Origin of the sequence: Flagellimonas marina, assembly GCF_042651185.1 — a bacterium.
GTDB classification, from domain to species: Bacteria; Bacteroidota; Bacteroidia; order Flavobacteriales; family Flavobacteriaceae; genus Flagellimonas; species Flagellimonas marina.
This window is the reverse complement of sequence record NZ_JBHSCL010000004.1, coordinates 1383401-1405924: the sequence shown is the minus strand read 5'-3', so window position 1 is coordinate 1405924 and position 22524 is coordinate 1383401. Positions and strand designations below refer to the sequence as shown.

The window sequence follows — 22524 nt, the reverse complement described above, 5'->3', positions numbered from 1 at the left end:
ATATAAATGGCATTCAAAAGAATGACAATGCTGTATTCCTTTTTCCATTCAAATTTGGTATTCATGTTATCCTTTGACATTATCTTCTTTTTTTACGTCATCTTTTCCAATGGAAAGCATATTTGCAAAAAGTTTGTAGGCCCCGGAAACCCCGGCAGGGAGCTCCCTGAAAAAGCTCAACCCGGTGTAAATATAGTGACCTTCTCCATAGGGCGCTACCAAAAGACTTCCTTTAGAGGGTTCATCATCTTCATCATGCATGGACAGAACTGGGGTAAACTCAGCACTCCACTCACTGGGGTAATAGAGTCCTCTTTCCTGGACCCAGCCATCAAAATCACTTTTATCAATGGCATTGGGATAATTAACCAACGGATTATTTGGTGCAATAATGTCCACCTCTGCAGTTTCATCGGTTACCCGATCACGGGAAATGGTCAAATCATAAGGAGCAATATTACTAAATTGTTCGGCCCATCTTCCAGCCGTATTGTACTGCACAATCATGTTCCCACCGTTTTTCACATAATTGAAAAGGATGGGTTGTTTAAATTTTAAGGCATCTACCACATTATAAGCACGAATGCCCACCACAATGGCATCGTATTTATCCAGTTCACCTTCTTGTATATCATTCGGGTCTATGGTATGCACTTGATAACCAATTTGCTCCAAACTTTCAGGAACTTTGTCGCCAGCACCCATGATATAGCCAATGTGTTCACCAGACTTTTGAATATCCATGCGAACCACTTTGGCCTCAGAAGGCAATAAAATGGATTGCTTGGGGATGTGGTCGTAATTGATTTCTACAAGTTCTTTTTTATAGGATTTGTTCCCAATGGTGATGACAGGTGCAATTTTGCCTTCACTTTCCACGGAAGGAGGTGTTACTTGAAAAGTAACGGTCTTTTCTTGCCCTTGTTGGGGAATTGAAAATGAAAAATTTTGTGGGGAAACCTTCCAACCAGAGGGATGGTCCAAGGTTACCGTTCCGGAGACATCATTCTTTCCTGCTCTGACCTTTACCTGGATATCTTTGGTTGAAGCATTCGCAAAAATCAATACCTTTTCATCAATTTTTGAAGTGGCTACAGGAAGCACTGCAAACGGTTCGTACAGTTCCCCCTTGTCCGGTTTGGAAAATCGATGGATGACCGGTTTCTCAAACTCCATTTCCATACCATCAAATTCCAACGTAAACTTGGCATGAAAAACAGCAGGAGTTTCAGGTTTGCCGATCAACCTTTGTTCATCGACCTTGTACATACCCAACGTTCCAGGTTCGTCCAACCAATAGGGACTGGAATAGCCAATGTCATTTGGAACTGTGAATTCAACATCAAAATTCTTTTTTTCATTGTCGGTCAACACTTGGTTTGGAGAAATTGTGGCATCGGTTTCCGTTAACTGGATTTTTTTAAGGATGATGTGTTGTGCACTTCGGTTGAGTATCTCAAAATTTACTTTAGCCTCACTTCCGGGGCTCGCAGAGGCAGTAGTAGCATTTGCTTCCAAATACAAACCGGCACAAGCTTGAATAAGATCTTTAAGCTCTTGTGATTTTAACGTTTTCCAGTGCTCATCCTCAATCTGTTGCAAGAGTTGGTACGCCTCAATCAATTGAGGGATATGTTTTGAAGGGTTTCTAAAATCAAAATTTTCTTCGACCTTATATAAAATGGCGCCCACTGCATCACCACCTTTTACGCGTGACCAAGAAGTGTCAATTCCATCAAAAAGATTATTGCTGTTTGGTTTATCACCTTTTAAGAATTCCACATATTCTTCTTCTGAACCTCTTTGACTCAATCGTCCAAAACCTTGGCACAAATGCTGGCTACTGGCCAAAGAAGCAATTTCGTTGTTGGAAAGCCCCAAAAGAGGGTAATAAGCGCCAATATCCATTTTGATCATATTGGACTTGTCAGCTTTTTCAAAATTTTCGGGACTTCCATAGAACCACCAAGAGGTATTGAAAAATATGCGCTTGGGTTGCCAAGTAGAAGTAAATTGCAGTTGTTTCGGATAAGCATTGGGGTCATTGGTCAAATCAAAAGCTTCCATGCTCAACATGGCAGATGCGGTATGGTGCCCGTGCGTAGTCCCAGGCGACCTATGGTCAAAACGGTTGATGATAACATCTGGTTTCAGGGTCCGAATGGCCCAAACCACATCACCTAAAACTTCTTCTTTGTCCCAAATTTTAAGGGTTTCCTTGGGATGCTTGGAAAATCCAAAATCATTGGCACGGGAAAAAAGTTGTTGTCCACCATCAATACGTCGGGCAGCCAACAGTTCCTGTGTGCGAAGAACGCCCAAGAGTTCCCGCAATTCGGAACCGATAAGGTTTTGCCCGCCATCTCCTCGGGTTAGGGAAAGATAAACGGTATGCGCTTTGTCATGATTGGATAAATATGAAATCAACCTCGTGTTTTCATCGTCTGGATGGGCAGCTACGTAAAGTGCGCTACCCAAAAAATTAAGCTTTTGAAGGTTGTGGTAAATTTCTGTGGATGATGGTTTTTGGGGTTGTTGGGCAGAAAGTTTGAAAAATGTGCTCAATAAAGCCAGCGTGCAAACCCAAAAGTATCGCATAATTGGTTGTTTAAGTGGTTGTGCCAAATATAGAAAGATATAAATCAGTGAATATTCAATTTAGAACATCTTTAACAGGGTTCCTTGCCACTGGATAGAACTTTTTACAATCCCAGGCTATCCCGTAAAACCAAATCATCATTGTCGTGTTGCCTCCAATAAGCGGTTTTGATTGATTTTATTTTTGTGGCCTTGGTGGTTAAGGTTTTTGCATTTTGACCAAAACCACTTTTGAATTCTTCCGACCAACTTTCTATGGAATATGGGAATTCTGTTGTGAAATTAAGTTTCAAACTTCGTTCCAAATCGGGGTATGTTAAAGTGTAGGTTGTAATCCCATTTTCCGAAGAAACCGAAGCATTGGCCTCATAAGCTTTTACTTCTTTATGCGCCAGTCGCAGATACTCCAAAGCGGGTATTACGTTAAGATTCCCTGTGGGCAATTCTTCGGGATGAATCCGAAGCTTTGTCCAGATTTCATTCTCAAGAACTTGTTTGTCCAGCTCAAAATTTTGGTCGGCCTCACCTTCAAAATAGGAGTGAGAGGTAAACTCAAATTGATCTCTATTGTTGATTTGGGAATAGACATGTCCGCACCACTCCTGAACAGACAAACTGGTCTTTATTGCATGTTGGTTGTCGTGTACGGGATAAAATGTACTTCCCATGATAGAGTAGGGGTAGATTCCGGTTAGAAATTTTTTGGTGGCATTCAACTTTAAAACGGAAACATTATCAGGATTGCTTTGGTCAGCTTTTACTTGTTTTTCCGGCAAGAAGGGTTCAGTCACGTAGATTAAGACAGCGTGACCATCCCGCATCTCACCATAGCGTGCTTGCTCCAATTTATAGGATGTAATTTCGGCATCTCCGGCATACCAATAGGCTCTAAAATCTTCAGAAAGTGGTTTTTTGGGATATTTTGGAGTCGCTTCTTTTGCTGCACTGTTCATGGCCATTTCACTTTCTGGAGCTTTGCCTTTTTCACCGCAGGACAGTAATATCAATAGAGAAAATGTTAGAAATAAGCTCAAAGAGCCGTAAGGGTATATCTTTTTCATAAACTGGTTTTTCGTAAAGTTACGCATCGCAACTCAGGAAACCATGTCCATTAACGTTTTGTAAACCAGATGAGTGGGTAGGCCAACCACATTAGTGTAGGAACCTTTTATTTCCGAAATGCCAATCATTCCTATCCATTCTTGAATGCCATAGGCACCAGCTTTGTCAAAAGGGCGACATTGATCGATATAGAAGTTGATTTCTTCCTCGGTGAATTCCATAAACTTGACCAACGTAGTGCAATTCACGGTTTTTTGGGTGTCCAAGGTGGTAAAGCAGACCGATGTAATTACCTCATGCCAATCCCCACTTAAGGTTTTGAGCATATCAAATGCCTCCTCTGGGTTTGCTGCTTTGGCCAATGAAATGCCCTTATGCCAAACCACTGTATCGGAAGTGATTACAATTTCATTGGGTTGCAATTCGGCTTTGAAGGGAGAAGCTTTCAACTTGGCCAAGTAATCGGAAATTTCTTTTCCTTGCAAGTGGTCTGGGTAGATTTCCTCCACGGATTTGGGTCGAACCTCGAAATCTAAACCCATCTCCTCCAGAAACGTTTTCCGTCTGGGAGACCCAGAACCTAAAATAAGCTTGTATCCCTTGAGTTTCTCTTGAAGCGGATTAGTCATTTTTGGCACTGAAATTATCGTTCCAATCGCCACGGACTTTGAGTACTTGCTCCACAATGTCACGAACACATCCATCACCACCATTTTTGTGCGAAACATAGTCCGAAATAGCCTTTACTTCCTGCACTGCATTTTGGGGGGAAGCAGCCAAGGCCACCATTTTCATGGGAGGAATGTCGGGAACATCATCACCCATATAAAGCACGGTTTTTGGGTCAATGTTATAGATGTCCAGATACTCTTCCAAAGGTTCTTGTTTGTGGTGCGCACCCATATAAAAATCCGTTACTCCAAGGCCCTTCAGGCGTTCCTTCACTCCCTCATTGGTGCCTCCTGTGATAATGCAGACGTTATACCCCTTTTTTATTGCGGTTTTAATGGCATAGCCATCTTTTACGCTCATACTGCGCAGCAATTCCCCATTGGAGGTAACCAAAACCGTTCCGTCGGTAAATACGCCATCCACATCAAATACAAAGGTGGTAATGCTACTGAGGAGTTCTTTATAATTTTTCTTCATATACCTTTTTTATCGCCTCGCTTAACAGTGAATAAATTTCTTTTTGTTTCTCATCACCCAAAAGGGCCAAATGTGCTTGCATGGTTTTCATATCGCCTCTTCGTGCCGGACCGGTCTGTGCTTCTTTAGGAGACATTATTTGAATTTTTTCAGCGGTCTCTAGAATCAGGGGTTTCAGCAAATCAAAAGGCAGTCCTTCATCCAAACATAATTTTTCCCCAACCCCGTAGAGATAGTTGGAGAAATTACTCGCGAACATGGCTGCAAGATGCAACTTTTTCCGCTGATGGGTGTCAATGTCGTACACATGATCAGAAAGATGTCTTGCCAATCCTTTTAAGATTTCTGCTGATTCTTCGCGATGCGCCTCAATGCAAAACGGAATGGTTTTAAAATTCAACGGTCTACCTTCGGTAAAACTTTGCAATGGATAAAAAACCGCACGGTTTTCGTGAGGAATATCATCCATAGGTGTGGCACCAGATACATGGGCCACAATTCCCTTCTTATTGGAAAGATGTTTGGAAACCTCAACGATGGCGTCGTCTTTTACGGCAATGAGGTAAACATCGGCCTCCATAACCGATTCAAAATCAGTGGATATGGGTGAGAATCCTGAAAACCACAACAATTGCTCTTGGTTTCTGCCCACAACCTGGGCCAACCGAACCTCCTTTACTTTGGAGAGTGCGCCTACCAAATGCTTTGCGATATTTCCGGTTCCTAGAATGACAATGGAAAGCATGGCACAAAACTACAAATTTAGAGAGGGATGCATCAAAGAAAGAATTAACAAATCTCTTGGATTTTTATACAAGTTGTGAACTGGGAAGTTATAAAAAGGCCGTATTTTTGCAAGCTGAATAGCACATCGGAATTCAATGATTGACATTCTCAAAAAGACGCTCTTTTCCACTAGACTTATGGCCGTTCTTTTTTTGGTTTTTGCAACAGCAATGGCCTTTGGAACGTTTGTGGAAAGTTGGTACAGCACAGAAACAGCCCGAATTTATATTTATAACGCCACTTGGTTTGAGGTCATAATGGTGTTTTTTGTAATCAATTTCATCGGTAATATTTTCCGCTATCAATTGCTCAGTTGGAAAAAGTGGCCTGTTCTTGTGCTCCACCTTTCTTGGATTTTGATCATTCTAGGTGCTTTTGTTACCCGATATATTAGCTATGAAGGAATGATGCCCATTCGGGAAGGAGCCACGGAGAATCAATTTTTTTCGGATAAAACCTATTTGACCGCTTACATTGATGGTGATATAAACGGTGAAACCAAGCGAAGGGTGTTGGAAGATGATATTCTCGTCACGCCCGAAGGCTCCCGTTCCAGTTTGCCGTGGAAATCAGATTTTAATGGACAACCCTTTACCATTTCGTATGTTGATTTTATCAACGGGGCAGAGGAAGGGTTGATTCCAGATGAAAATGGAAAGGAATACCTTCAAATTGTTGAAGCAGGAAATGGCCAGCGTCATGAACACTATCTTGAAAACGGACAAGTGGCCAGTATTCATAACATACTTTTTGCCTTAAATAAGGAAACAGACGGAGCCATAAATATTTTTTATTCAGATAGTACTGGGTATCAGATAAAGTCACCATTTGAAGGTAATTTTATGCGAATGGCGGACCAGTTTCAGGGCGAGGTGTCACAAGATAGTCTGCAAACCCTACAGTTGAGGTCGCTTTATAACATGGCGGGAATGCAGTTTGTAATCCCCGAACCTTTGGTGAAAGGAAGTTATGGTATTGTTAAAGTACCCAACGAAGAAATTACGGAAGCTACCCAAGATGCTTTGGTGGTTTCGGTTTCTGCCAACGGCGAGACCAAAGAAGTAAAACTGTTGGGCGGTAAAGGAACTTCCAATTTTTCAGACAAGATTGACGTAGGCGGATTGGATTTTTCCCTGAGCTACGGGTCAAAAGTGTATGAGCTTCCATTTTCCATTAAGTTGAATGATTTTATCGCAGAAAAATACCCCGGTACCGAAACAGGATATGCGTCATTTATGAGTCGTATTACTGTTCAAGGTGAGCGAATTTTTGACTACGACATTTATATGAACCATGTGTTGGACCACAGAGGGTATCGATTCTTTCAATCCAGTTTTCATCCAGACGAGAAAGGAACCATACTTTCGGTCAATCATGATTTTTGGGGAACGTGGATTACCTATATTGGTTACTTTTTGCTCTACATTGGTTTGATGGGCATTATGTTCTTCGGAAAGACCAGATTTAGGGATTTGCAGCAGATGTTGGAAAAAATCAAGTCAAAAAAGGCAGCTTTGGCCGCTGTGTCCCTATTTTTTGCCACCACTTTGATAAGCGCGCAAGAAACCAGTACTGACCACGAGCATTCGGGAATGCCCACACAGGAACAGGTAGATTCCATTATCCAATCCACAGTGGTGGCCAAGGAACACGCTGAAAAATTTGGCGCGTTGGTCATTCAGGATGAAGGAGGACGAATGAAACCCATTAATACGTTCGCTTCAGAACTTTTACGAAAATTGAGTGGTGATGACCACTACAAGGATTTATCCGAAAATCAAGTGTTTCTTTCCATGATGATGAACCCAGGGGTTTGGTACAATGTGGAATTCATTAATCTGGGTAAGAAGGAGAATGATAGCATACGCAAGATCATTGGTGTTCCTGAAGGCACTGAATATGTAAAGGCAACTGACTTCTTCGATACGAAAGGTTCGTACAAACTTCAATCCTATCTGGAAAAGGCTACATCAACCAACGACCCTTCAAATTTTGAAAAGGATTTTAAAAAGGTAGGGGAAAGACTTAGTTTGTTGAACATAGCCTTGAGCGGACAGATAGTAAAGATATTCCCATTATTGAACGATGAAAACAACAAGTGGGTCTCTGCTGTGGAATATCGTTCCGGACAATACCAAATCCAGGATTCGCTCTACTCCAATTTTGTTCGAAATGCGATGCCGTACTATTTGGGGTCTCTTCAAAGTTCAGTAGCCAGTGGAGATTATTCCCAACCCGATCAATTGTTGGCAGCCTTTAAACAGAACCAGCTGAACCATGGGGCTGAGGTTTTGCCCTCAGAAAAAAAGATAAAAACGGAAATCATCTATAATAAGTTGGACTTGTTCAATCGGCTGTATAAATACTATGCAATGGTTGGGGTGCTGCTGTTTATTGTTCTGATTCTTCGAATCTTTAAGGATAGGGAGATTTTAAAGGCCGGAGCCTACTTACTTAAAGGAACTATAATACTATTCTTTATCTGGCACACAGCAGGTCTTATTTTACGTTGGTATATATCTGGACATGCCCCTTGGAGTGATGCGTATGAAAGTATCCTATACGTTTCGTGGGCTACCATGGGCATTGGTTTGGCCTTAGGGAGAAAAAGTGAACTCACCATTGCAGCCAGTGCTTTTGTGACCTCAATGCTGCTGTGGATTGCCCACCAGAGTTGGGTGGACCCCGCCATTGCCAATTTGGTTCCGGTTCTAGATAGTTATTGGTTGATGATCCATGTGGCTGTTATTGTAGGAAGTTATGGTCCATTGACGGTAGGGATGATTCTGGGTGTGGTGGCCTTGTTGCTGATGGTGCTAACCACGGAAAAGAACAAAAAACGTATGGATTTGAATATTAAGGAGCTTACCGTGATCAACGAACTGGCCCTAACCGCTGGTTTGGTCATGCTCACTATAGGTAACTTTTTGGGTGGCCAATGGGCCAATGAAAGTTGGGGACGTTACTGGGGTTGGGATCCCAAAGAAACCTGGGCCTTAATTTCCATTATGGTCTATGCTTTTGTACTGCACATGCGTTTGGTGCCTGGTTTAAGAGGAAAATGGAGCTATAACTTTGCCAGTATTCTTGCCTTTGCCAGCATAATGATGACCTATTTTGGTGTGAATTTTTACTTGGTTGGGCTGCACAGTTATGCCAGTGGAGATCAAGTGATAACCCCTAGTTTTATCTGGTATACCGTGCTGGGAGTCTTTATTTTGGGAGGAATAAGCCTTTGGAGGTATAAGGTCCACTATGCCAAATAATTGATTTTTTGGTTTGCACTTCAAAAAAAAGTTGCATATTTGCTTCATCATGAAGTTATAAGAATTATGTCCACGATAGATGTCACATTTGGCACCATGCCAAAAAAGTAACCGAAACTCTTCTTCGGTCAGTTGACATTTCCCCTTTTGTTTTACACATAATTCTTAAAAAATGACACATTCAAACAATACATTTTCATTAAAAAAATTCTTCAGTTATTTCTGGATTGCTGTATCCGGTAAGGAAACAGAATTTACATCAGGAAGTATCCGCAAGGCCATCTTCATGCTTTCCATTCCTATGATTTTGGAAATGCTGATGGAATCAATTTTTGCCTTGGTGGACATTGCTTACGTATCAAAAGTTAGTGTTAATGCTGTGGCAACTATTGGATTGACCGAATCCGTTATCACATTGATCTATGCCTTGGCAATAGGTCTTAGTATGGCTGCAACCGCGGTTGTGGCCCGAAGAATTGGAGCAAAAGATGTCCAAGGTGCCAAGGAAGCCGCTGTACAAGCCATTGGTTTGGGTGTTTTGGTTTCTATAGTTTTGGGCATAGTAGGAATTATTTTTGCGAAGGAAATCTTGGCCTTGATGGGCGGTGAACCCGACTTAATTGCAGAAGGTTACGGTTATACCCAATTTTTGATTGGAGGGAACATCACCATCATGCTTTTGTTTCTCATCAACGCCATTTTTAGAGGCGCGGGAAATGCATCCATTGCTATGTGGACATTGGTTCTTTCCAATGGACTCAATATTATTTTGGACCCTATTTTCATTTTCGGGTTGGGTCCCATTCCGGCCTACGGGGTCACCGGAGCCGGAATAGCCACCAATATTGGTAGAGGTACCGCTGTGCTGTTTCAATTGGGAATATTGTTCTTTGGATGGGGCAGAATTAAATTGATGTGGAAAGATTTGGTCTTGAACCTCAAGGTGATGCACAATCTTGTTCGGGTTTCATTGGGAGGAATAGCCCAATTCTTGATTGGAACCTCAAGTTGGGTATTTCTTATGCGAATCATGTCTGAATTTGGTAGCGAAGTGCTTGCGGGCTATACCATTGCCATTCGGGTGATGATGTTTACCTTGATGCCTTCGTGGGGGATGAGTAATGCAGCAGCTACTTTGGTAGGTCAAAACTTGGGTGCCAAACAACCGGACAGGGCTGAGATTTCCGTCTGGAAAACCGGAAAATACAATGCCATATTTATGGGTACGGTTTCCTTGGTCTATCTCATTTTTGCAAAAAGCATCATATCATGGTTCAATACCACACCCAGTGTAGTGGAAAATGGAGCCTTGTGCCTTCAGGTCATTGCGGCTGGATATATCTTCTATGCCTACGGCATGGTAGTGAGTCAAGCCTTTAATGGAGCAGGGGACACTAAAACCCCGACCAAGATCAACCTAATTTCATTTTGGCTGTTCCAATTGCCGTTGGCCTACATAGCGGCAATGGTTTTGGGATGGGGTGCCAAGGGTGTTTTTATAGCCATTACTTTAGCCGAAGTGCTGTTGGCCGTCATTGCTATGGTTTGGTTCAAAAAAGGAAAATGGAAGCAGGTGGAAGTATAACGGGTTTCGTATCTTTAGCTTTCTAAAGCAAACGAACATGAAATCCAACAAAAAAGGGCTGAACACCCTGTGCACGCACGAGGGTGATTTGAAGGATACAAAATTTAAAGGGGTTGTTTCTCCTTTGTATATGTCCACGGCCTATGCCTTTGACGATGTTGACATAAAACGATACCCTAGATATTTTAATACGCCCAACCAAGAGGCGTTGTGCAAAAAACTGGCGGCCTTGGAACATGCCGAGGCCGCTTTGATTTTTGGTAGCGGCATGGCCGCTATCAGTACAGCGTTGATGGCTTTTTTGCAAGCAGGCGACCATATTGTGCTCCAGCAGACCATGTATGGCGGCACCTATCACTTTGCGGTAACACAATTGAACAAATATGGCATTGAATATTCCTTTACCGATGGATGGCAAGTAGAAGATTTTGAGAAGGAAATCAAATCCAACACCAAGGTGATCTATATGGAAACACCATCAAACCCCTTGTTGACCATTACTGATATAGCGGGAGTGGCCCAATTGGCGAAAAAGAAAGGTTTGGTATCCATGATTGATAATACGTTCGCAAGTCCTATCAACCAAAATCCAATTGATTTTGGTGTGGATGTGGTTTTGCATAGTGCCACCAAATATATGGGCGGGCATTCAGATATTTGTGCGGGAGTTGTTGCAGCTTCACAAGAGCATATCGACACCGTTTTTCAATCCGCCATCTGTTTTGGAGGAAGCTTGAGTGAATATACCGTTTGGCTTTTGGAACGAAGCATAAAGACCATGGCCATTAGAGTAAAGGCGCAGAGTGACAATGCCCAAAAAATGGCTGAATATCTGGTTGGTAATGAGGATGTTGGACAAGTATATTATCCAGGTTTAAAAACCCATCCGGATCATGATTTGGCCAAATCACAAATGAAAGGCTTTGGAGGAATGCTTTCCTTTGAGTTGCCCAATATGGATATATCCCTATTCTTTAAGCATCTCAAATTGATAAAACCGGTAATGAGTTTGGCGGGAGTGGAAAGCACCGTGATTTTGCCAGTGACCACATCCCATGCACTGATGAGTCCCGAAGACCGTGAAAAGCAAGGCATTAAAGATTGTTTGGTTCGGTTCTCTTTGGGAATAGAAGAAGTTGAGGATTTGATTGAAGATTTGGAACAAGCCATTGCAAAGGTAAAATCGTTGTCCGTGCCAGCATAAAAGAACCTATGAAATTAGACATTTTAGTATTTGGAGCGCATCCAGATGACGCCGAACTTGGCGCAGGAGCTACCATAGCCAAAGAAGTTTCTCGTGGAAAGAAAGTGGGAATAATCGATTTGACCCGTGGTGAACTCGGTACTCGTGGGTCTGCAGAAATTAGGGACAAAGAAGCTGCCAAGGCAGCTAAAATTCTGGGGGTTGAGATTCGGGAGAACATGGAATTTGCTGATGGTTTTTTCATCAACGACAAATGGCACCAGATGGAAATCATTAAAATGGTCAGAAAGTATCGACCAGAGGTCGTCATCTGCAATGCTGTTGAAGATAGACATATTGACCATGGAAAAGGTAGTCAGCTGGTAAGTGACGCTTGTTTTTTAAGCGGATTGGTTAAAATTAGTACTCAACTCAATGGCACTGATCAGGAGCAGGAACCTTGGCGGCCAAAACGGTTATATCACTTTATCCAATGGAAAAATTTGGAACCTGATTTTGTAGTGGATGTATCTGGTTTTATCGAAAAAAAGAGGGAAGCCATTTTAGCTTATGAATCACAATTTTATGATCCAAAAAGTAACGAACCGGAAACGCCCATCAGTAGTAAAAACTTTACAGATAGCGTAATTTACCGTTCTCGTGATTTAGGAAGACTGGTTGGTGTGGAACATGCAGAAGGCTACACTGTGGAACGCTACGTTGCAGTGAATAGTTTAGATGACCTGATTTGATCAACTGGCCTTTTGGTACTTGTTTTCAGCCTTTGGGAGTGTGAAGAAGAATGAGGTACCCTTTCTAGGAACACTTTCCACCCAAATTTCTCCATTGTTCTTGAGTACCATTTCTTTGCACAACGAAAGCCCTAGACCGGTTCCTTTCTCATTGTTGGTACCATAGGTAGTGATGTTTGTGGAATCCTCGAAGATTTTTTTCTGGATTTCCTTGTTCATCCCTATTCCTGTATCGCGTACCGAGATTTGCCACATACCCTCTTTTTCTTTGGCCTCAATAGTGATCAATCCGTTGTCTGGTGTAAACTTTATTGCATTGCTCAAAAGGTTCCGAACCACAATATCAATTTGATTTTGATCGGCCCAAATTTGTGGATTTTCGGGCAACTGATTAATCATCTTTATGGACTTGCTGTAGGCGAGTTCTGTTAAGAGTTGAATATTGTTTTCCACAATTTTATTCAGTGAAATCCTTTTAGGCTTTGTTACCACTCCATTGAGTTGGTTTTGTCCCCAAGTCAACAAATTATTCAATGTAAATGCAATGTTTTCCACATCCGCCTTTAACTTGGGGATAAAGCTGATGAATTCGTTTTTACTGATTTCTCCATCGGTAAACAACTTCAATAACCCTTGTAGGCCACCAATGGGGCCCCTTAGGTCGTGGCCAATAATGGAGAAAAGTTTGGTTTTGGTCTTGTTGATTTCGTTCAGCTGTGCTTCTCGTTCACTTACGGCCTGTGACTTTTCTTGAAGCTCTTTGTTCAGCTTTTTCTGTGTTTTTGCACTGTGGCGTACAACAAGAATGATGATACTTAGAATGAACAAAATAATGATGGAAAAATAGATGTAGTTCCGTTGCTTCGCCAAAGCAATTTTGTTGGACTCAATTAGTTCTTGCTTTTCCTGCTCATAATGTAGCTTAGTTTCCAATAAGGACAAGCTTTGCTTGTTATTGTCCTTAAACAATGAATCTGAAAGCTTTTTAAAAGTTTCCAGGTAGGCTAGGGCCGCAACGTGTTCCTCATTTCTTTTATGGAGTTTATAGAGTGTTTCTGAACAGTCTATTTGCCCTTGTAGGGATTTTATTTTTTTAGATAGCTCCAATCCTTCTTTGGCATGAACCATGGATAAACTGTCTTGCTCCAGACCCAAATAAACCTTTGCCATACCATTCAGCAGTTGAATGCGGATTCGGTCATCCTCAATTTGATTCTTAAAGAGCATGTTACTTTGGTCGTACCAGTATAGGGCCCACTGATACTTCTCTTGTTCAAGATAAATATCGCCCTTTACCTCAAAGGCATAGGCCAACCAATCATATATTTTGTTTTTTTCAAACGTGTTGATGCTCTGGTTGATATTGAACATGGCATACTTGAAGTTTTTTGCATCTTTATACAAAGCAGCCAAGTTACTCTGGGTTTCGGCATCGATGATTTCGTCTCCTATTCTACGATTGATTTTTTGCACCGTATCATAAAAGATCAGGGCATTTTTAAAATCTTTTTGTTCTGCATACAGACCAGCAATGTTCTCGTTGAGAATGGAAAGCATTTTATTGCAATCGGTCTGTCTGGCAATATCTATTCCTTTTAAATTTAGATTAAGGGCCTCGGCGTAATTGCCTTCAAAACTGTAGTTTTGAGCCATGGTATTGATGATGTTCAGTTCCAACCTTCTATCATCTATTTGTTTGGCCAATTCAAGGGCTTTTTCAAATTTTGGCATCGACTTTTTACGCTCGCCCGAGTTGTAATAATAATTGCCAAGCGCGCTCAATGCTTCTACCTTGCCTTTTGTGTAGTCAATTTTCTCACTATGGTGTAAAACCCTTTCAGAAATTGATCTTAGGCTATCATTGTCTATATATTGGTAGGACTTAGCCAAATCAATCAATAAATTGATATGGGTCGTGTCCTTTGGATTGAACCGCTTAGTGGATTCCAAACGCTTTAATCTGTATGTAAGACTGTCCTTTTTGGTAAGTTGTGCCTTTAAAGGGGTAGTAATAGAGAGTATGCAAAGGAAAAAGGCTAACTTTCCCAGCAAAATTCTAAGGGGTAAAGAACATGTTTTTTGTTGAGGCATACTGCTCTAAATATACGATGGTAAAAATAGTTTTGCAGTGGTCTATTAGGAATTAAATGTTGTGAAATGCGAATAAATGTGTGTTTTATCTGACAAAAGTTGCATTTCATCGATGTTTTATACGAAATGCCAATGGTGAGCTTCATTTGTTGATACCCTGATAAAATCATAAAATACTGTGGGCCAAAAAAAATTGCCTCCATATTTAGGGAAGTGGTAAAATCTTTTGGATGAATCAATACAAAGAAGTATTTTTGCACCCGCCTGAACAAAATTCAGCAAAAGCTGTTTTTAAGAAGGTTTTTAAAATGGTGGTTGTAGCTCAGTTGGTTAGAGCGCTGGATTGTGGTTCCAGAGGTCGCCGGTTCGAACCCGGTCTTCCACCCGAAAATTTAGATAAGATTCCCGATCAAGTTTTTTGGTCGGGATTTTTGTTTTTGGTTGGAAATGAGGGTGGGAAGCTTTTACCGTGGGAATTCCGAAATTTTTGGATGATACCCATTGTCTAATGACTTCTCGATACCTGCCTAGCGGCAGGCAGGCAATTTTCTTCGAAAATCACTCGAAGTGACATCATGTGGAGCTTTTCAAAATTCTGTCTGTCTTTCGGTAAATCGTCCACACATAAAGAAATCTCAAATATTTACGTTATGGATTTTTGTTTACGTAGGTTTTCTAGATAAAAAAAGCCCCGAACAAAAGTTCAGGGCTAACAGATTAGGTTGGTTCTGATTTTAATTGTTAGGGGTTGAGCGGGTGTAGGTCATGGCATTGTTAGACGCATAGGGTAAATTTGTAAAAGTAAGCGTAAAGTAGATGTTTTCTTCCATCAACCACACTCCTAACTTAATATTCTCTAGATGTTTATGTTGTCTACTTGAATAATCTGAAGCTTCCCCAGGAATTTCATTGGTGTTGTCCAGACCAAAATCGTCAATAATAGTTATAGGGGACTCGTCAGAGTTCAAGAGTTCGCAAATGGTAAGAATGTTATTGAAACTGTAGTAGTGTGTTGGGTCTCCCAATTCACCATACCAATCAAAATTATCCCAGGCAGGTGTGTCCGCGCCCTGTTCGAGAATGGCCCAGCGCATACCACTTGGCCCAGCACTTGGCTCCGCGTCACCTACGTTGGCCACTGGAGAAACTTCTTTTTGTCTTCCATAGTATTCCCATTCCAGATCGTTATCTTGTGGGATTGCTCCTATTTCGTCAAGCCACCAAGCCAGATTGGTAACATTGCCACTTTCGTGCCTTGTTATAGCGATGGTTTGGGTTAAAACATCTCTATAATCAGAATCGGTCCAGTCGGCACCTTCAGGTTTACTAAATTGCATGTCCGGTCCAGTCCAAATAATGGCTTCTGCTTCCCCGTCGCAGTTACTGTCTATGCCATCATTGGGATTTTCTTCGGCAGCAGGGTTGATGCTGGGGTCGTTATCATTGCAATCGCCCGCCTGTAAGGCATAGTTGAATCCTGGTGCCGGGTCACAAGCATCCCGTACATCAAATTCGTCTTCGTTTCCGTAACCGTCGTCATCGCCATCATTATAATAGGTGATTTGCGCCGCCTCGGGATTTCGGTTGGCATCAGTATCATCACAATCATCGCTGTTGGCTACATGGTCTGCGGGGGCAGATTCGCATCCCTGAACCACAACTGTTTGCCCATTGGGGTCGCCATATCCATCGTTGTCAGTATCTGGGTAGTAGGTAATAAACACGTCTGGATTGATACTGGAATCATTATCATTACAATCAAAGTTTTCACCTACTTCGGTATACTTCGTGTCATCAGGATTTTCACAAAAATAGAAAGGCTCTGGAGATGGAAAACCATCACCGTCATCATCAATATAGAACACCAATGCGCATTCAGGGTTGACATTGGGATCTTCGTCATTGGTATCACCACTTTTTAGGACATACTGTCCTGAGGTGGAGGTTGGGGGCTTACAGGCCGTTGTTCCTGCTCCAGCACCAAAATTGTCATAATCCTTGTCAAGATAATAAGTTCTGTTCACGCACTCATCGTCTTTACTGCAGGAGACCATTGCCAAAAAACCAAAGCCCATAATCATGGCCAATAGTCCAAAAAAATTGTTCTTTCTCATCAGATTTACTTTTAAAGAGGTTAATACACTTCAAAAGTAGAGGGGTGATTCCGCGTAATTTTGCCCTATTTGATGAATGAGATGTTTGGGTTGATAGGTGACCCATATGGGACAATTCACCCAGTAATAGGAAAGGAATTTCCTGCCAAAAAAAGTTCTGGTTCCCAAGAGCTGTTTTTATAAAAAAATATGCTGTTATTTTGCCAACTTATCCACCAAAACCTTGTTGGGTCTATTGGCCACTTCCCATGCCGTGTGGAAAATAAGACGGGTGCGGTTTTCCAAAAGGTCATAGTTTATTTTATCCGGGGTGTCGCCGGGACGGTGATAGTCCGCATGGGTGCCGTTAAAATAGAAAATTATGGGAATATTGTTCTTTGCAAAATTATAATGATCGCTGCGGTAGTAGAATCTATTGGGGTCATTTTCATCATTATACGTATAATCCAGCTCAACGTTTGTGTATTTTTCGTTGATTTCCTCTGAAAGATTGTGAAGGTCCGTACTCAACTTATCTGAACCAATAAGGTATACGTAGTTTCGGTCTCCCGTTCGTTTGGGATCAATGCGGCCGATCATATCAATATTAAGGTCTGCCACAGTTTGGGATAACGGGAAAATGGGGTCTATGTCCGTATAATATCTAGAGCCAAGAAGACCTTTTTCCTCTCCGGTTACATGAAGGAATACAATGGAACGTTTTGGCCCATCCCCGGCATCTGCAGCTTTCTTAAATGCCTCTGCAATTTCAAGCATGGCCACTGTACCTGATCCATCGTCATCGGCCCCATTGTTTATTTCACCATTGGCGTTGACACCAATATGGTCCAAATGGGAAGAAATAACCAAATACTCATTAGGTTTTTCAGTACCCCTTAAAAAGGCGACCACATTCTCTGAACTTATTTTATCGCTTCCGCTGGAAATGTTCAGCTTTAGGTCAACTGAAATGGTTTGCGGCTTAGCGTCATTTTCAACATCTTTTTTAAGAGCTTTGGCTGATGTTTCATTGACCAAGACAAGAAATCCATCGTTGCTATCTTCAGCCAATTCCATCTTACCGCTGTTGTTGGTCTTCATAAACTCAAAATACCCTTTATAGCGCGGATAGTTCACTGGGTCAAAATACAGGATGCCCTTCGCGCCTTTTTCCAAAGCCAACGTAGCTTTTTTCTGCATGGCTTCTGACATATTGCTCCATTCCGATTTTTCAGTTGTTCCAGAAAGGAGATAATTACCATTTTTATGTATGGGCTCCCCAGATTTTATGAACACAATCTTTCCAGCAACATCAAGCCCCCCATAGTCTGAATAATCACCGTCTTCTATGCCATAGCCTACATATACTATTTGACTGTAGCTCCCTTCGGCTACAGTAAATGCCAAGACATCATCGCCAAGGTCAAAAGTACTGTTGTTAATACTGATGTTACCTTTAGGAACCTTGGCCACTTGCAATGGAACTTCTTGGAAATAATCACCATCAGCTTTTGCAGCTGGAATACCCAGGGATTCATATTCATTTTTAAGATATTCCACTGCCTTTTTTTGACCGGGTTCACCAGTTTCCCTACCTTCAAATTCATCCGAAGCATAAACATATAGATGTTCTTTTAATTCGTCTTGAGTAATGGTTTTTGCGTAGATGACAGGATCTGCTTGTTCTAGGGTTTTGGGAGCTTCTGCAACGGTTTTTTGTGAAGAGTTGCAGGCCAGTATAAAACCCATGGCAAACAGAATGAACTTGTTCATAATAAAATATTTTATCTAAATCCAACAAAAATACTCAAAAGATCAATAAAGATGAGATTAACCTTTCATTTATATGTGTATATTACGCACTTATTAAAAACCTATCAACAATGAAAATGAATTGGGCAGGAGTAATGCCGGCAGTAACAACAAAATTTACTGACGGTGACCAATTGGATTTGAGCATGTTCTCAAAAAACATTAACGCCCAGTTAGAGGCAGGTGTCCATGCCCTAATATTGGGAGGAACCTTAGGAGAAGCAAGTACGCTTACCCAACAAGAAAAGCAAACACTTATTGAGCACACTGTGGATTTGGTCGCGGGTAAAGTGCCGGTAGTGATCAACATAGCAGAGCAGACCACAAAAGGAGCTATTCTTGCTGCAGAACAAGCAGAAAAATATGGTGCCAAGGCCATTATGATACTACCGCCCATGCGATACAAATCAACAGACTATGAAACCGTGGCCTATTTTAGGGCAGTGGCCCAGAACACTTCATTGCCCATGATGATTTATAACAACCCGGTAGATTACAAAATTGAGGTTACCTTGGATATGCTCGAGGAGCTGTTGGTACATGATAACATTCAAGCTGTGAAAGATTCCGCACGGGACATTACCAATGTTACCCGTATGCGAAACAGATTCGGTAATCGAGTAAAGATTCTTTGCGGGGTGGATACATTGGCCCTTGAGAGTATGGTTATGGGTGCCGATGGATGGGTGGCCGGTCTGGTATGTGCTTTCCCAAGGGAAACAGTGGCCATTTATGAATTGGTCAAGGCTGGAAAAATAAAGGAAGCCATTACTATATACAGATGGTTTATGCCCTTGTTGGAATTGGATATAAGCCCGCAACTGGTACAGAATATAAAATTGGCCGAAGTTGCCACTGGCCTTGGTACAGAAATTGTCAGGTTACCAAGATTGCCCTTACAGGGCAAAGAAAGAGAACGGGTATTGGCCATTATAGAGGAAGGTATGCGCACAAGACATAGCATCCTCAATTTGGTCAATTCTAAAGTGGGCGTGTAACCTGGTTCTCCTCGGAAAACAGATTCTACTTTTTTGGCCCGAAGCATGCCAAGGCCACTCAAAAATTAGTAAAGCATCAATTTTTCATCTTATCGTTAAAAATAAGAGGGCACTTCTGTTTGTAGAAATCATTTAGATTCTAAATTTGCTGAAAAATTGAACACTTTCCGCGAGAAAAAGGGAAGCAATTAATTTCTTTATTCGGGGATTTCAAGTACGGGAATATGGGTAAGAACAAAAACGTGATCGTTGTTGGTGGTGGGATTGTTGGACTTTCAACAGCCTATTTTTTACAGAAAGATGGTCATAAAGTAACCGTTTTGGACAAGTCAGATATCTCCTCAGGGGCATCTTTTGTGAATGCGGGTTACTTAACACCAAGCCATATTGTTCCCTTGGCATCACCGGGAATGATTTCTAAGGGAATCCGGTACATGTTCAATTCATCAAGTCCGTTTTACATGAAACCCAGATTGGATCCCGATTTCATGAAATGGGCCTGGTACTTCAAAAAATCATCCACAAAAGCCAAAGTGGAGCGAGCTATGCCTATAATTAAAGATATCAATTTGTTGAGCAGAAGACTGTATGAGGATATGAAGGCCTCTGGCGATTTGGGGGATTTTCATTTGGATGAAAAGGGCTTGTTGATGGTTTATCAGACTGAAAAAGCAAGAGATCATGAACTTGCCGTGATGGAAAAAGCCCAAGAAATGGGGTTGGAAGCCCGTCATTTAGATGCAGAAGGCCTAAAGAAAATAGAGCCCAATATTGAGCTCAACGCCATGGGTGCCATTCTTTACGAATGTGACCGGCATACCACACCTCCACAAATCATGAAGAATCTGGTAGCATATCTGTCCAGTTCGGGGGTGGGCATTTATACACAAGAAGAGGTATTGGATATAAGCATGGAAAGGAGCTTTGTAACCGAAGTCATAACCAATAAAAAGACATACAAGGCGGACGAAGTAGTTTTCGCTGCAGGTTCGTGGACTTCAAACCTTTCAAAAAAGATAGATATTGACCTTCCGTTACAGGCAGGAAAAGGATATCGCATCAATGTGGAAACGCCCACCAACATTACAATGCCAGCCATCTTAATGGAAGCTAAAATGGCAGTTACTCCCATGCAGGGCTTTACCCGTTTTGCGGGCACCATGGAGTTTTCAGGAATTAACGACATCATTCGCAAAGAAAGGGTAGAAGCTATTGCCAAAGGCGCTGAGCGTTATTACAAAGGTTTAAAGATTTCAGAAGAAGATAAGGATAACGCCCAGTGTGGATTACGTCCGGTATCTCCCGATGGATTACCATACATAGGTCGCCCCAAAGGATTCAAAAACCTGACGATTGCAACGGGTCACGCCATGATGGGATGGAGTCTGGGCCCAGCGACTGGTAAAATGATCACGGAGTTGATTTCCGGAAAGTCAACCTCAATGGATTTATCTCCGTTCGATCCGGACCGAAAGTTTTAATTGCCTTGTTTTCTTTAAGTTAAATTCGGCATAGTGTATGCAGTAAATTTTTTAGTTGCGCTAAATCGGATTAATTTTACAATATGATAAAAAACTACACTGCCCTTTTCTTTATTAGTTTTTTCCTTGCCTCAGGAGTACGTTCCCAAGAGATTCAGATTTTTAAGGTCGAAGATTTTGACCTGAGTGGAAATGTAAAATCGTGTTTGGTAATTACTGATTACGGACGGGAATCCTTTGAATTCAATAAAGAAGGAATCCTGACCAAGACAGTGACCCAATATAATGATACCGACCAAGACATAACCTATTACAAATATAATAACGGTGAGCTCGTGGAACGGCGCATGGAGAGCTATAAGAACAATGTGCTGGATGCCGCTACCTCTATGGCCAATTTTTATGAAATTGATACGGTTCCGCAAAGAAGAGTTTTGGAGAAAATTATTTCTTACGACAAAGAATTTTTGGAGCAGCAGGAGTATTTGTATGACGATGAGGGCAGGTTGACCAAGATAATCACATCAAATTCCGAGGGAGTGGATGAGACCACTTTTGAGTATACACCGTATAAAAATGAGCTCACCACCAGTATTTTCACAAATGGAATTTTAGAAAAGACCATTAGAAACTCAGAACGCAAAAGTGCCAAAGGAACGCAACAAGTGGTGCTGACCAAGGAGTATATTGATGGCGAGCCCAACGTGGCAACAGAAGAAGTTTTCAATGCTGCAGATAATCTGGTGACAAGCGAATTTTTTCAATATGACTTTGAAGAAAAGGAGTTTGTATCCCAAAGGAAACTATTCTATCACTATGTAAATGGTGTATTGGACAAAGTGGTCACTAAAACGGTGAACACAGAATCTGTAGAAAATTATATTTTTCAGTTTGATAGCCACGGAGAAAAGAACTGGGTCAAAAAAATAGTTACTCCGGGAAACACCTACACAACGCGTGTAATCAAATACTATCCAAAGGAAGTCGACAAAGCCGAGCCCAACCAAGGCTAGAGCAATCCTTGAATGATTTCGGGTTTTACCTCATGCCCGCCCTTAAAAGTGATGATTTCGGCTTTGCCGTTGAACAGGGTGTCAATCTTGACTTTTTCTGACTTTAAACGGTCAGCCGTCAAGAATTCATCCGAATCTCCATAGACGATTTTTACAGTTGTGGTATTCAGGTCGAGGAATTCAAAATCTTTCTTTTTTAGTTCATTGGGAATTCCCCCGGCATAAAGAAGCAAAGCCTTGGGCTCAATCTTCCTATGTACCACCCAGCGCATCGCAATGGAAACTCCCTGTGAAAAACCAAAAAGAATCAAGTTCAAATCCGCAGGAATTTTTTCTGAATCCACGACCGCATCCACGTAGTTGAGCACGTTATCAATTTCCATTGCTGTATTTTCTTTGGTCAGCCAGCTTGCACCAACATATTTATACTCATTTTTTAAATAGTATTTGGAAGGAGCCTGGGGCACAATGATATGGTTCTCATGAGGATCTAAACTTTCAAAATAAGTTGCAAAATAGCGGCTCAAATATCCAATACCATGGAATACCAACCATACATTCTTGGTTTTCTGGGTAATAGGATTTAGGGTTAGATAGGTATTTTGGGAGGAGTAGGTTACGGTCTTTTCGCTTGGGCCCATAAAGTCGTTTCTAG

At 41.6% G+C, this 22524-nt stretch carries 16 protein-coding genes and 1 tRNA gene; 8 read left to right on the top strand and 9 right to left on the bottom strand.

Annotated elements, in window-relative coordinates; genetic code table 11:
• Positions 1–66 precede the first annotated feature (66 nt).
• The 5 genes from ACFOWS_RS09895 to ACFOWS_RS09875 all read right to left on the bottom strand — a co-directional run bounded on the left by ACFOWS_RS09895 (position 67) and on the right by ACFOWS_RS09875 (position 5554).
• On the bottom strand, positions 67–2598 hold the full coding sequence (locus ACFOWS_RS09895) for a PIG-L family deacetylase (RefSeq protein WP_379764033.1): 2532 nt from the start codon (positions 2596–2598) through the stop codon (positions 67–69).
• 104 nt (positions 2599–2702) lie between these two features.
• Positions 2703–3659 (bottom strand): septum formation inhibitor Maf, encoded by a 957-nt coding sequence (locus ACFOWS_RS09890; RefSeq protein WP_379764031.1) that lies wholly within the window; start codon positions 3657–3659, stop codon positions 2703–2705.
• A 33-nt stretch (positions 3660–3692) separates the two neighbouring features.
• Complete coding sequence (locus ACFOWS_RS09885; RefSeq protein ID WP_379764029.1) at positions 3693–4289, bottom strand: Maf-like protein; 597 nt, start codon at positions 4287–4289, stop codon at positions 3693–3695.
• Positions 4282–4809 (bottom strand): KdsC family phosphatase, encoded by a 528-nt coding sequence (locus tag ACFOWS_RS09880; RefSeq protein ID WP_379764027.1) that lies wholly within the window; start codon positions 4807–4809, stop codon positions 4282–4284. Before ACFOWS_RS09880 ends, ACFOWS_RS09885 begins: the two co-directional genes overlap by 8 nt.
• Complete coding sequence (locus ACFOWS_RS09875; protein ID WP_379764025.1) at positions 4793–5554, bottom strand: Rossmann-like and DUF2520 domain-containing protein; 762 nt, start codon at positions 5552–5554, stop codon at positions 4793–4795. The genes ACFOWS_RS09880 and ACFOWS_RS09875 overlap by 17 nt, the downstream gene beginning before the upstream one ends.
• A 136-nt stretch (positions 5555–5690) precedes the next feature.
• Between ACFOWS_RS09875 and ccsA the strand changes: the two genes are divergently transcribed.
• The 4 genes from ccsA to bshB1 all read left to right on the top strand — a co-directional run bounded on the left by ccsA (position 5691) and on the right by bshB1 (position 12381).
• Positions 5691–8861, top strand: coding sequence for a cytochrome c biogenesis protein (gene ccsA, locus ACFOWS_RS09870; protein ID WP_379764023.1), 3171 nt, complete (start codon positions 5691–5693; stop codon positions 8859–8861).
• A gap of 172 nt (positions 8862–9033) precedes the next feature.
• On the top strand, positions 9034–10446 hold the full coding sequence (locus tag ACFOWS_RS09865; protein ID WP_379764021.1) for an MATE family efflux transporter: 1413 nt from the start codon (positions 9034–9036) through the stop codon (positions 10444–10446).
• A 37-nt stretch (positions 10447–10483) separates the two neighbouring features.
• On the top strand, positions 10484–11650 hold the full coding sequence (locus ACFOWS_RS09860) for a trans-sulfuration enzyme family protein (RefSeq protein ID WP_379764019.1): 1167 nt from the start codon (positions 10484–10486) through the stop codon (positions 11648–11650).
• Positions 11651–11658: 8 nt separating this feature from the next.
• Positions 11659–12381 carry a bacillithiol biosynthesis deacetylase BshB1 gene (gene bshB1, locus ACFOWS_RS09855; RefSeq protein ID WP_379764017.1) on the top strand — a complete coding sequence of 241 codons (723 nt, stop codon included), beginning with the start codon at positions 11659–11661 and terminating at the stop codon, positions 12379–12381.
• Here bshB1 and ACFOWS_RS09850 read toward each other — a convergent pair whose 3' ends face one another.
• A complete protein-coding gene (locus ACFOWS_RS09850) occupies positions 12382–14433 on the bottom strand; it encodes a tetratricopeptide repeat-containing sensor histidine kinase (protein WP_379764015.1) in 2052 nt (683 codons plus the stop codon).
• A 349-nt stretch (positions 14434–14782) separates the two neighbouring features.
• On the opposite strand from ACFOWS_RS09850, the gene ACFOWS_RS09845 reads away from it, so the two are divergent.
• Positions 14783–14858, top strand: a tRNA-His gene (locus ACFOWS_RS09845).
• 348 nt (positions 14859–15206) lie between these two features.
• On the opposite strand, the gene ACFOWS_RS09840 is transcribed toward ACFOWS_RS09845, so the two are convergent.
• Together ACFOWS_RS09840 and ACFOWS_RS09835 are read right to left on the bottom strand one after the other, a co-directional pair.
• On the bottom strand, positions 15207–16586 hold the full coding sequence (locus ACFOWS_RS09840; protein WP_379764013.1) for a putative metal-binding motif-containing protein: 1380 nt from the start codon (positions 16584–16586) through the stop codon (positions 15207–15209).
• Between the two features lie 195 nt (positions 16587–16781).
• Positions 16782–18338 (bottom strand): M28 family peptidase, encoded by a 1557-nt coding sequence (locus ACFOWS_RS09835; RefSeq protein WP_379764011.1) that lies wholly within the window; start codon positions 18336–18338, stop codon positions 16782–16784.
• Between the two features lie 110 nt (positions 18339–18448).
• On the opposite strand from ACFOWS_RS09835, the gene ACFOWS_RS09830 reads away from it, so the two are divergent.
• The 3 genes from ACFOWS_RS09830 (at position 18449) to ACFOWS_RS09820 (ending at position 21869) form a co-directional block, all read left to right on the top strand.
• Positions 18449–19375, top strand: coding sequence for a dihydrodipicolinate synthase family protein (locus ACFOWS_RS09830; protein WP_379764008.1), 927 nt, complete (start codon positions 18449–18451; stop codon positions 19373–19375).
• Positions 19376–19599: 224 nt separating this feature from the next.
• Positions 19600–20856, top strand: coding sequence for an NAD(P)/FAD-dependent oxidoreductase (locus ACFOWS_RS09825; protein ID WP_379764006.1), 1257 nt, complete (start codon positions 19600–19602; stop codon positions 20854–20856).
• 83 nt (positions 20857–20939) lie between these two features.
• Complete coding sequence (locus ACFOWS_RS09820) at positions 20940–21869, top strand: hypothetical protein (RefSeq protein ID WP_379764004.1); 930 nt, start codon at positions 20940–20942, stop codon at positions 21867–21869.
• On the opposite strand, the gene ACFOWS_RS09815 is transcribed toward ACFOWS_RS09820, so the two are convergent.
• The gene (locus ACFOWS_RS09815; protein WP_379764001.1) at positions 21866–22510 is read right to left on the bottom strand and encodes an alpha/beta hydrolase; all 645 of its coding nucleotides are present in this window, start codon (positions 22508–22510) and stop codon (positions 21866–21868) included. The two genes, ACFOWS_RS09820 and ACFOWS_RS09815, sit on opposite strands and share 4 nt — an antisense overlap.
• Positions 22511–22524: the final 14 nt, after the last annotated feature.

Excerpts from the sequence above, each read along its gene's own strand:
- bshB1 (WP_379764017.1), top strand. The coding sequence starts at position 11,659 with ATGAAATTAGACATTTTAGTATTTGGAGCGCATCCAGATGACGCCGAA.
- ccsA (WP_379764023.1), top strand. The coding sequence starts at position 5,691 with ATGATTGACATTCTCAAAAAGACGCTCTTTTCCACTAGACTTATGGCC.
- ACFOWS_RS09835 (WP_379764011.1), bottom strand. The coding sequence starts at position 18,338 with ATGAACAAGTTCATTCTGTTTGCCATGGGTTTTATACTGGCCTGCAAC.
- ACFOWS_RS09815 (WP_379764001.1), bottom strand. The coding sequence starts at position 22,510 with ATGGGCCCAAGCGAAAAGACCGTAACCTACTCCTCCCAAAATACCTAT.
- ACFOWS_RS09820 (WP_379764004.1), top strand. The coding sequence starts at position 20,940 with ATGATAAAAAACTACACTGCCCTTTTCTTTATTAGTTTTTTCCTTGCC.
- ACFOWS_RS09830 (WP_379764008.1), top strand. The coding sequence starts at position 18,449 with ATGAAAATGAATTGGGCAGGAGTAATGCCGGCAGTAACAACAAAATTT.
- ACFOWS_RS09860 (WP_379764019.1), top strand. The coding sequence starts at position 10,484 with ATGAAATCCAACAAAAAAGGGCTGAACACCCTGTGCACGCACGAGGGT.
- ACFOWS_RS09885 (WP_379764029.1), bottom strand. The coding sequence starts at position 4,289 with ATGACTAATCCGCTTCAAGAGAAACTCAAGGGATACAAGCTTATTTTA.
- ACFOWS_RS09895 (WP_379764033.1), bottom strand. The coding sequence starts at position 2,598 with ATGCGATACTTTTGGGTTTGCACGCTGGCTTTATTGAGCACATTTTTC.
- ACFOWS_RS09890 (WP_379764031.1), bottom strand. The coding sequence starts at position 3,659 with ATGAAAAAGATATACCCTTACGGCTCTTTGAGCTTATTTCTAACATTT.
- ACFOWS_RS09825 (WP_379764006.1), top strand. The coding sequence starts at position 19,600 with ATGGGTAAGAACAAAAACGTGATCGTTGTTGGTGGTGGGATTGTTGGA.
- ACFOWS_RS09840 (WP_379764013.1), bottom strand. The coding sequence starts at position 16,586 with ATGAGAAAGAACAATTTTTTTGGACTATTGGCCATGATTATGGGCTTT.
- ACFOWS_RS09865 (WP_379764021.1), top strand. The coding sequence starts at position 9,034 with ATGACACATTCAAACAATACATTTTCATTAAAAAAATTCTTCAGTTAT.
- ACFOWS_RS09880 (WP_379764027.1), bottom strand. The coding sequence starts at position 4,809 with ATGAAGAAAAATTATAAAGAACTCCTCAGTAGCATTACCACCTTTGTA.
- ACFOWS_RS09875 (WP_379764025.1), bottom strand. The coding sequence starts at position 5,554 with ATGCTTTCCATTGTCATTCTAGGAACCGGAAATATCGCAAAGCATTTG.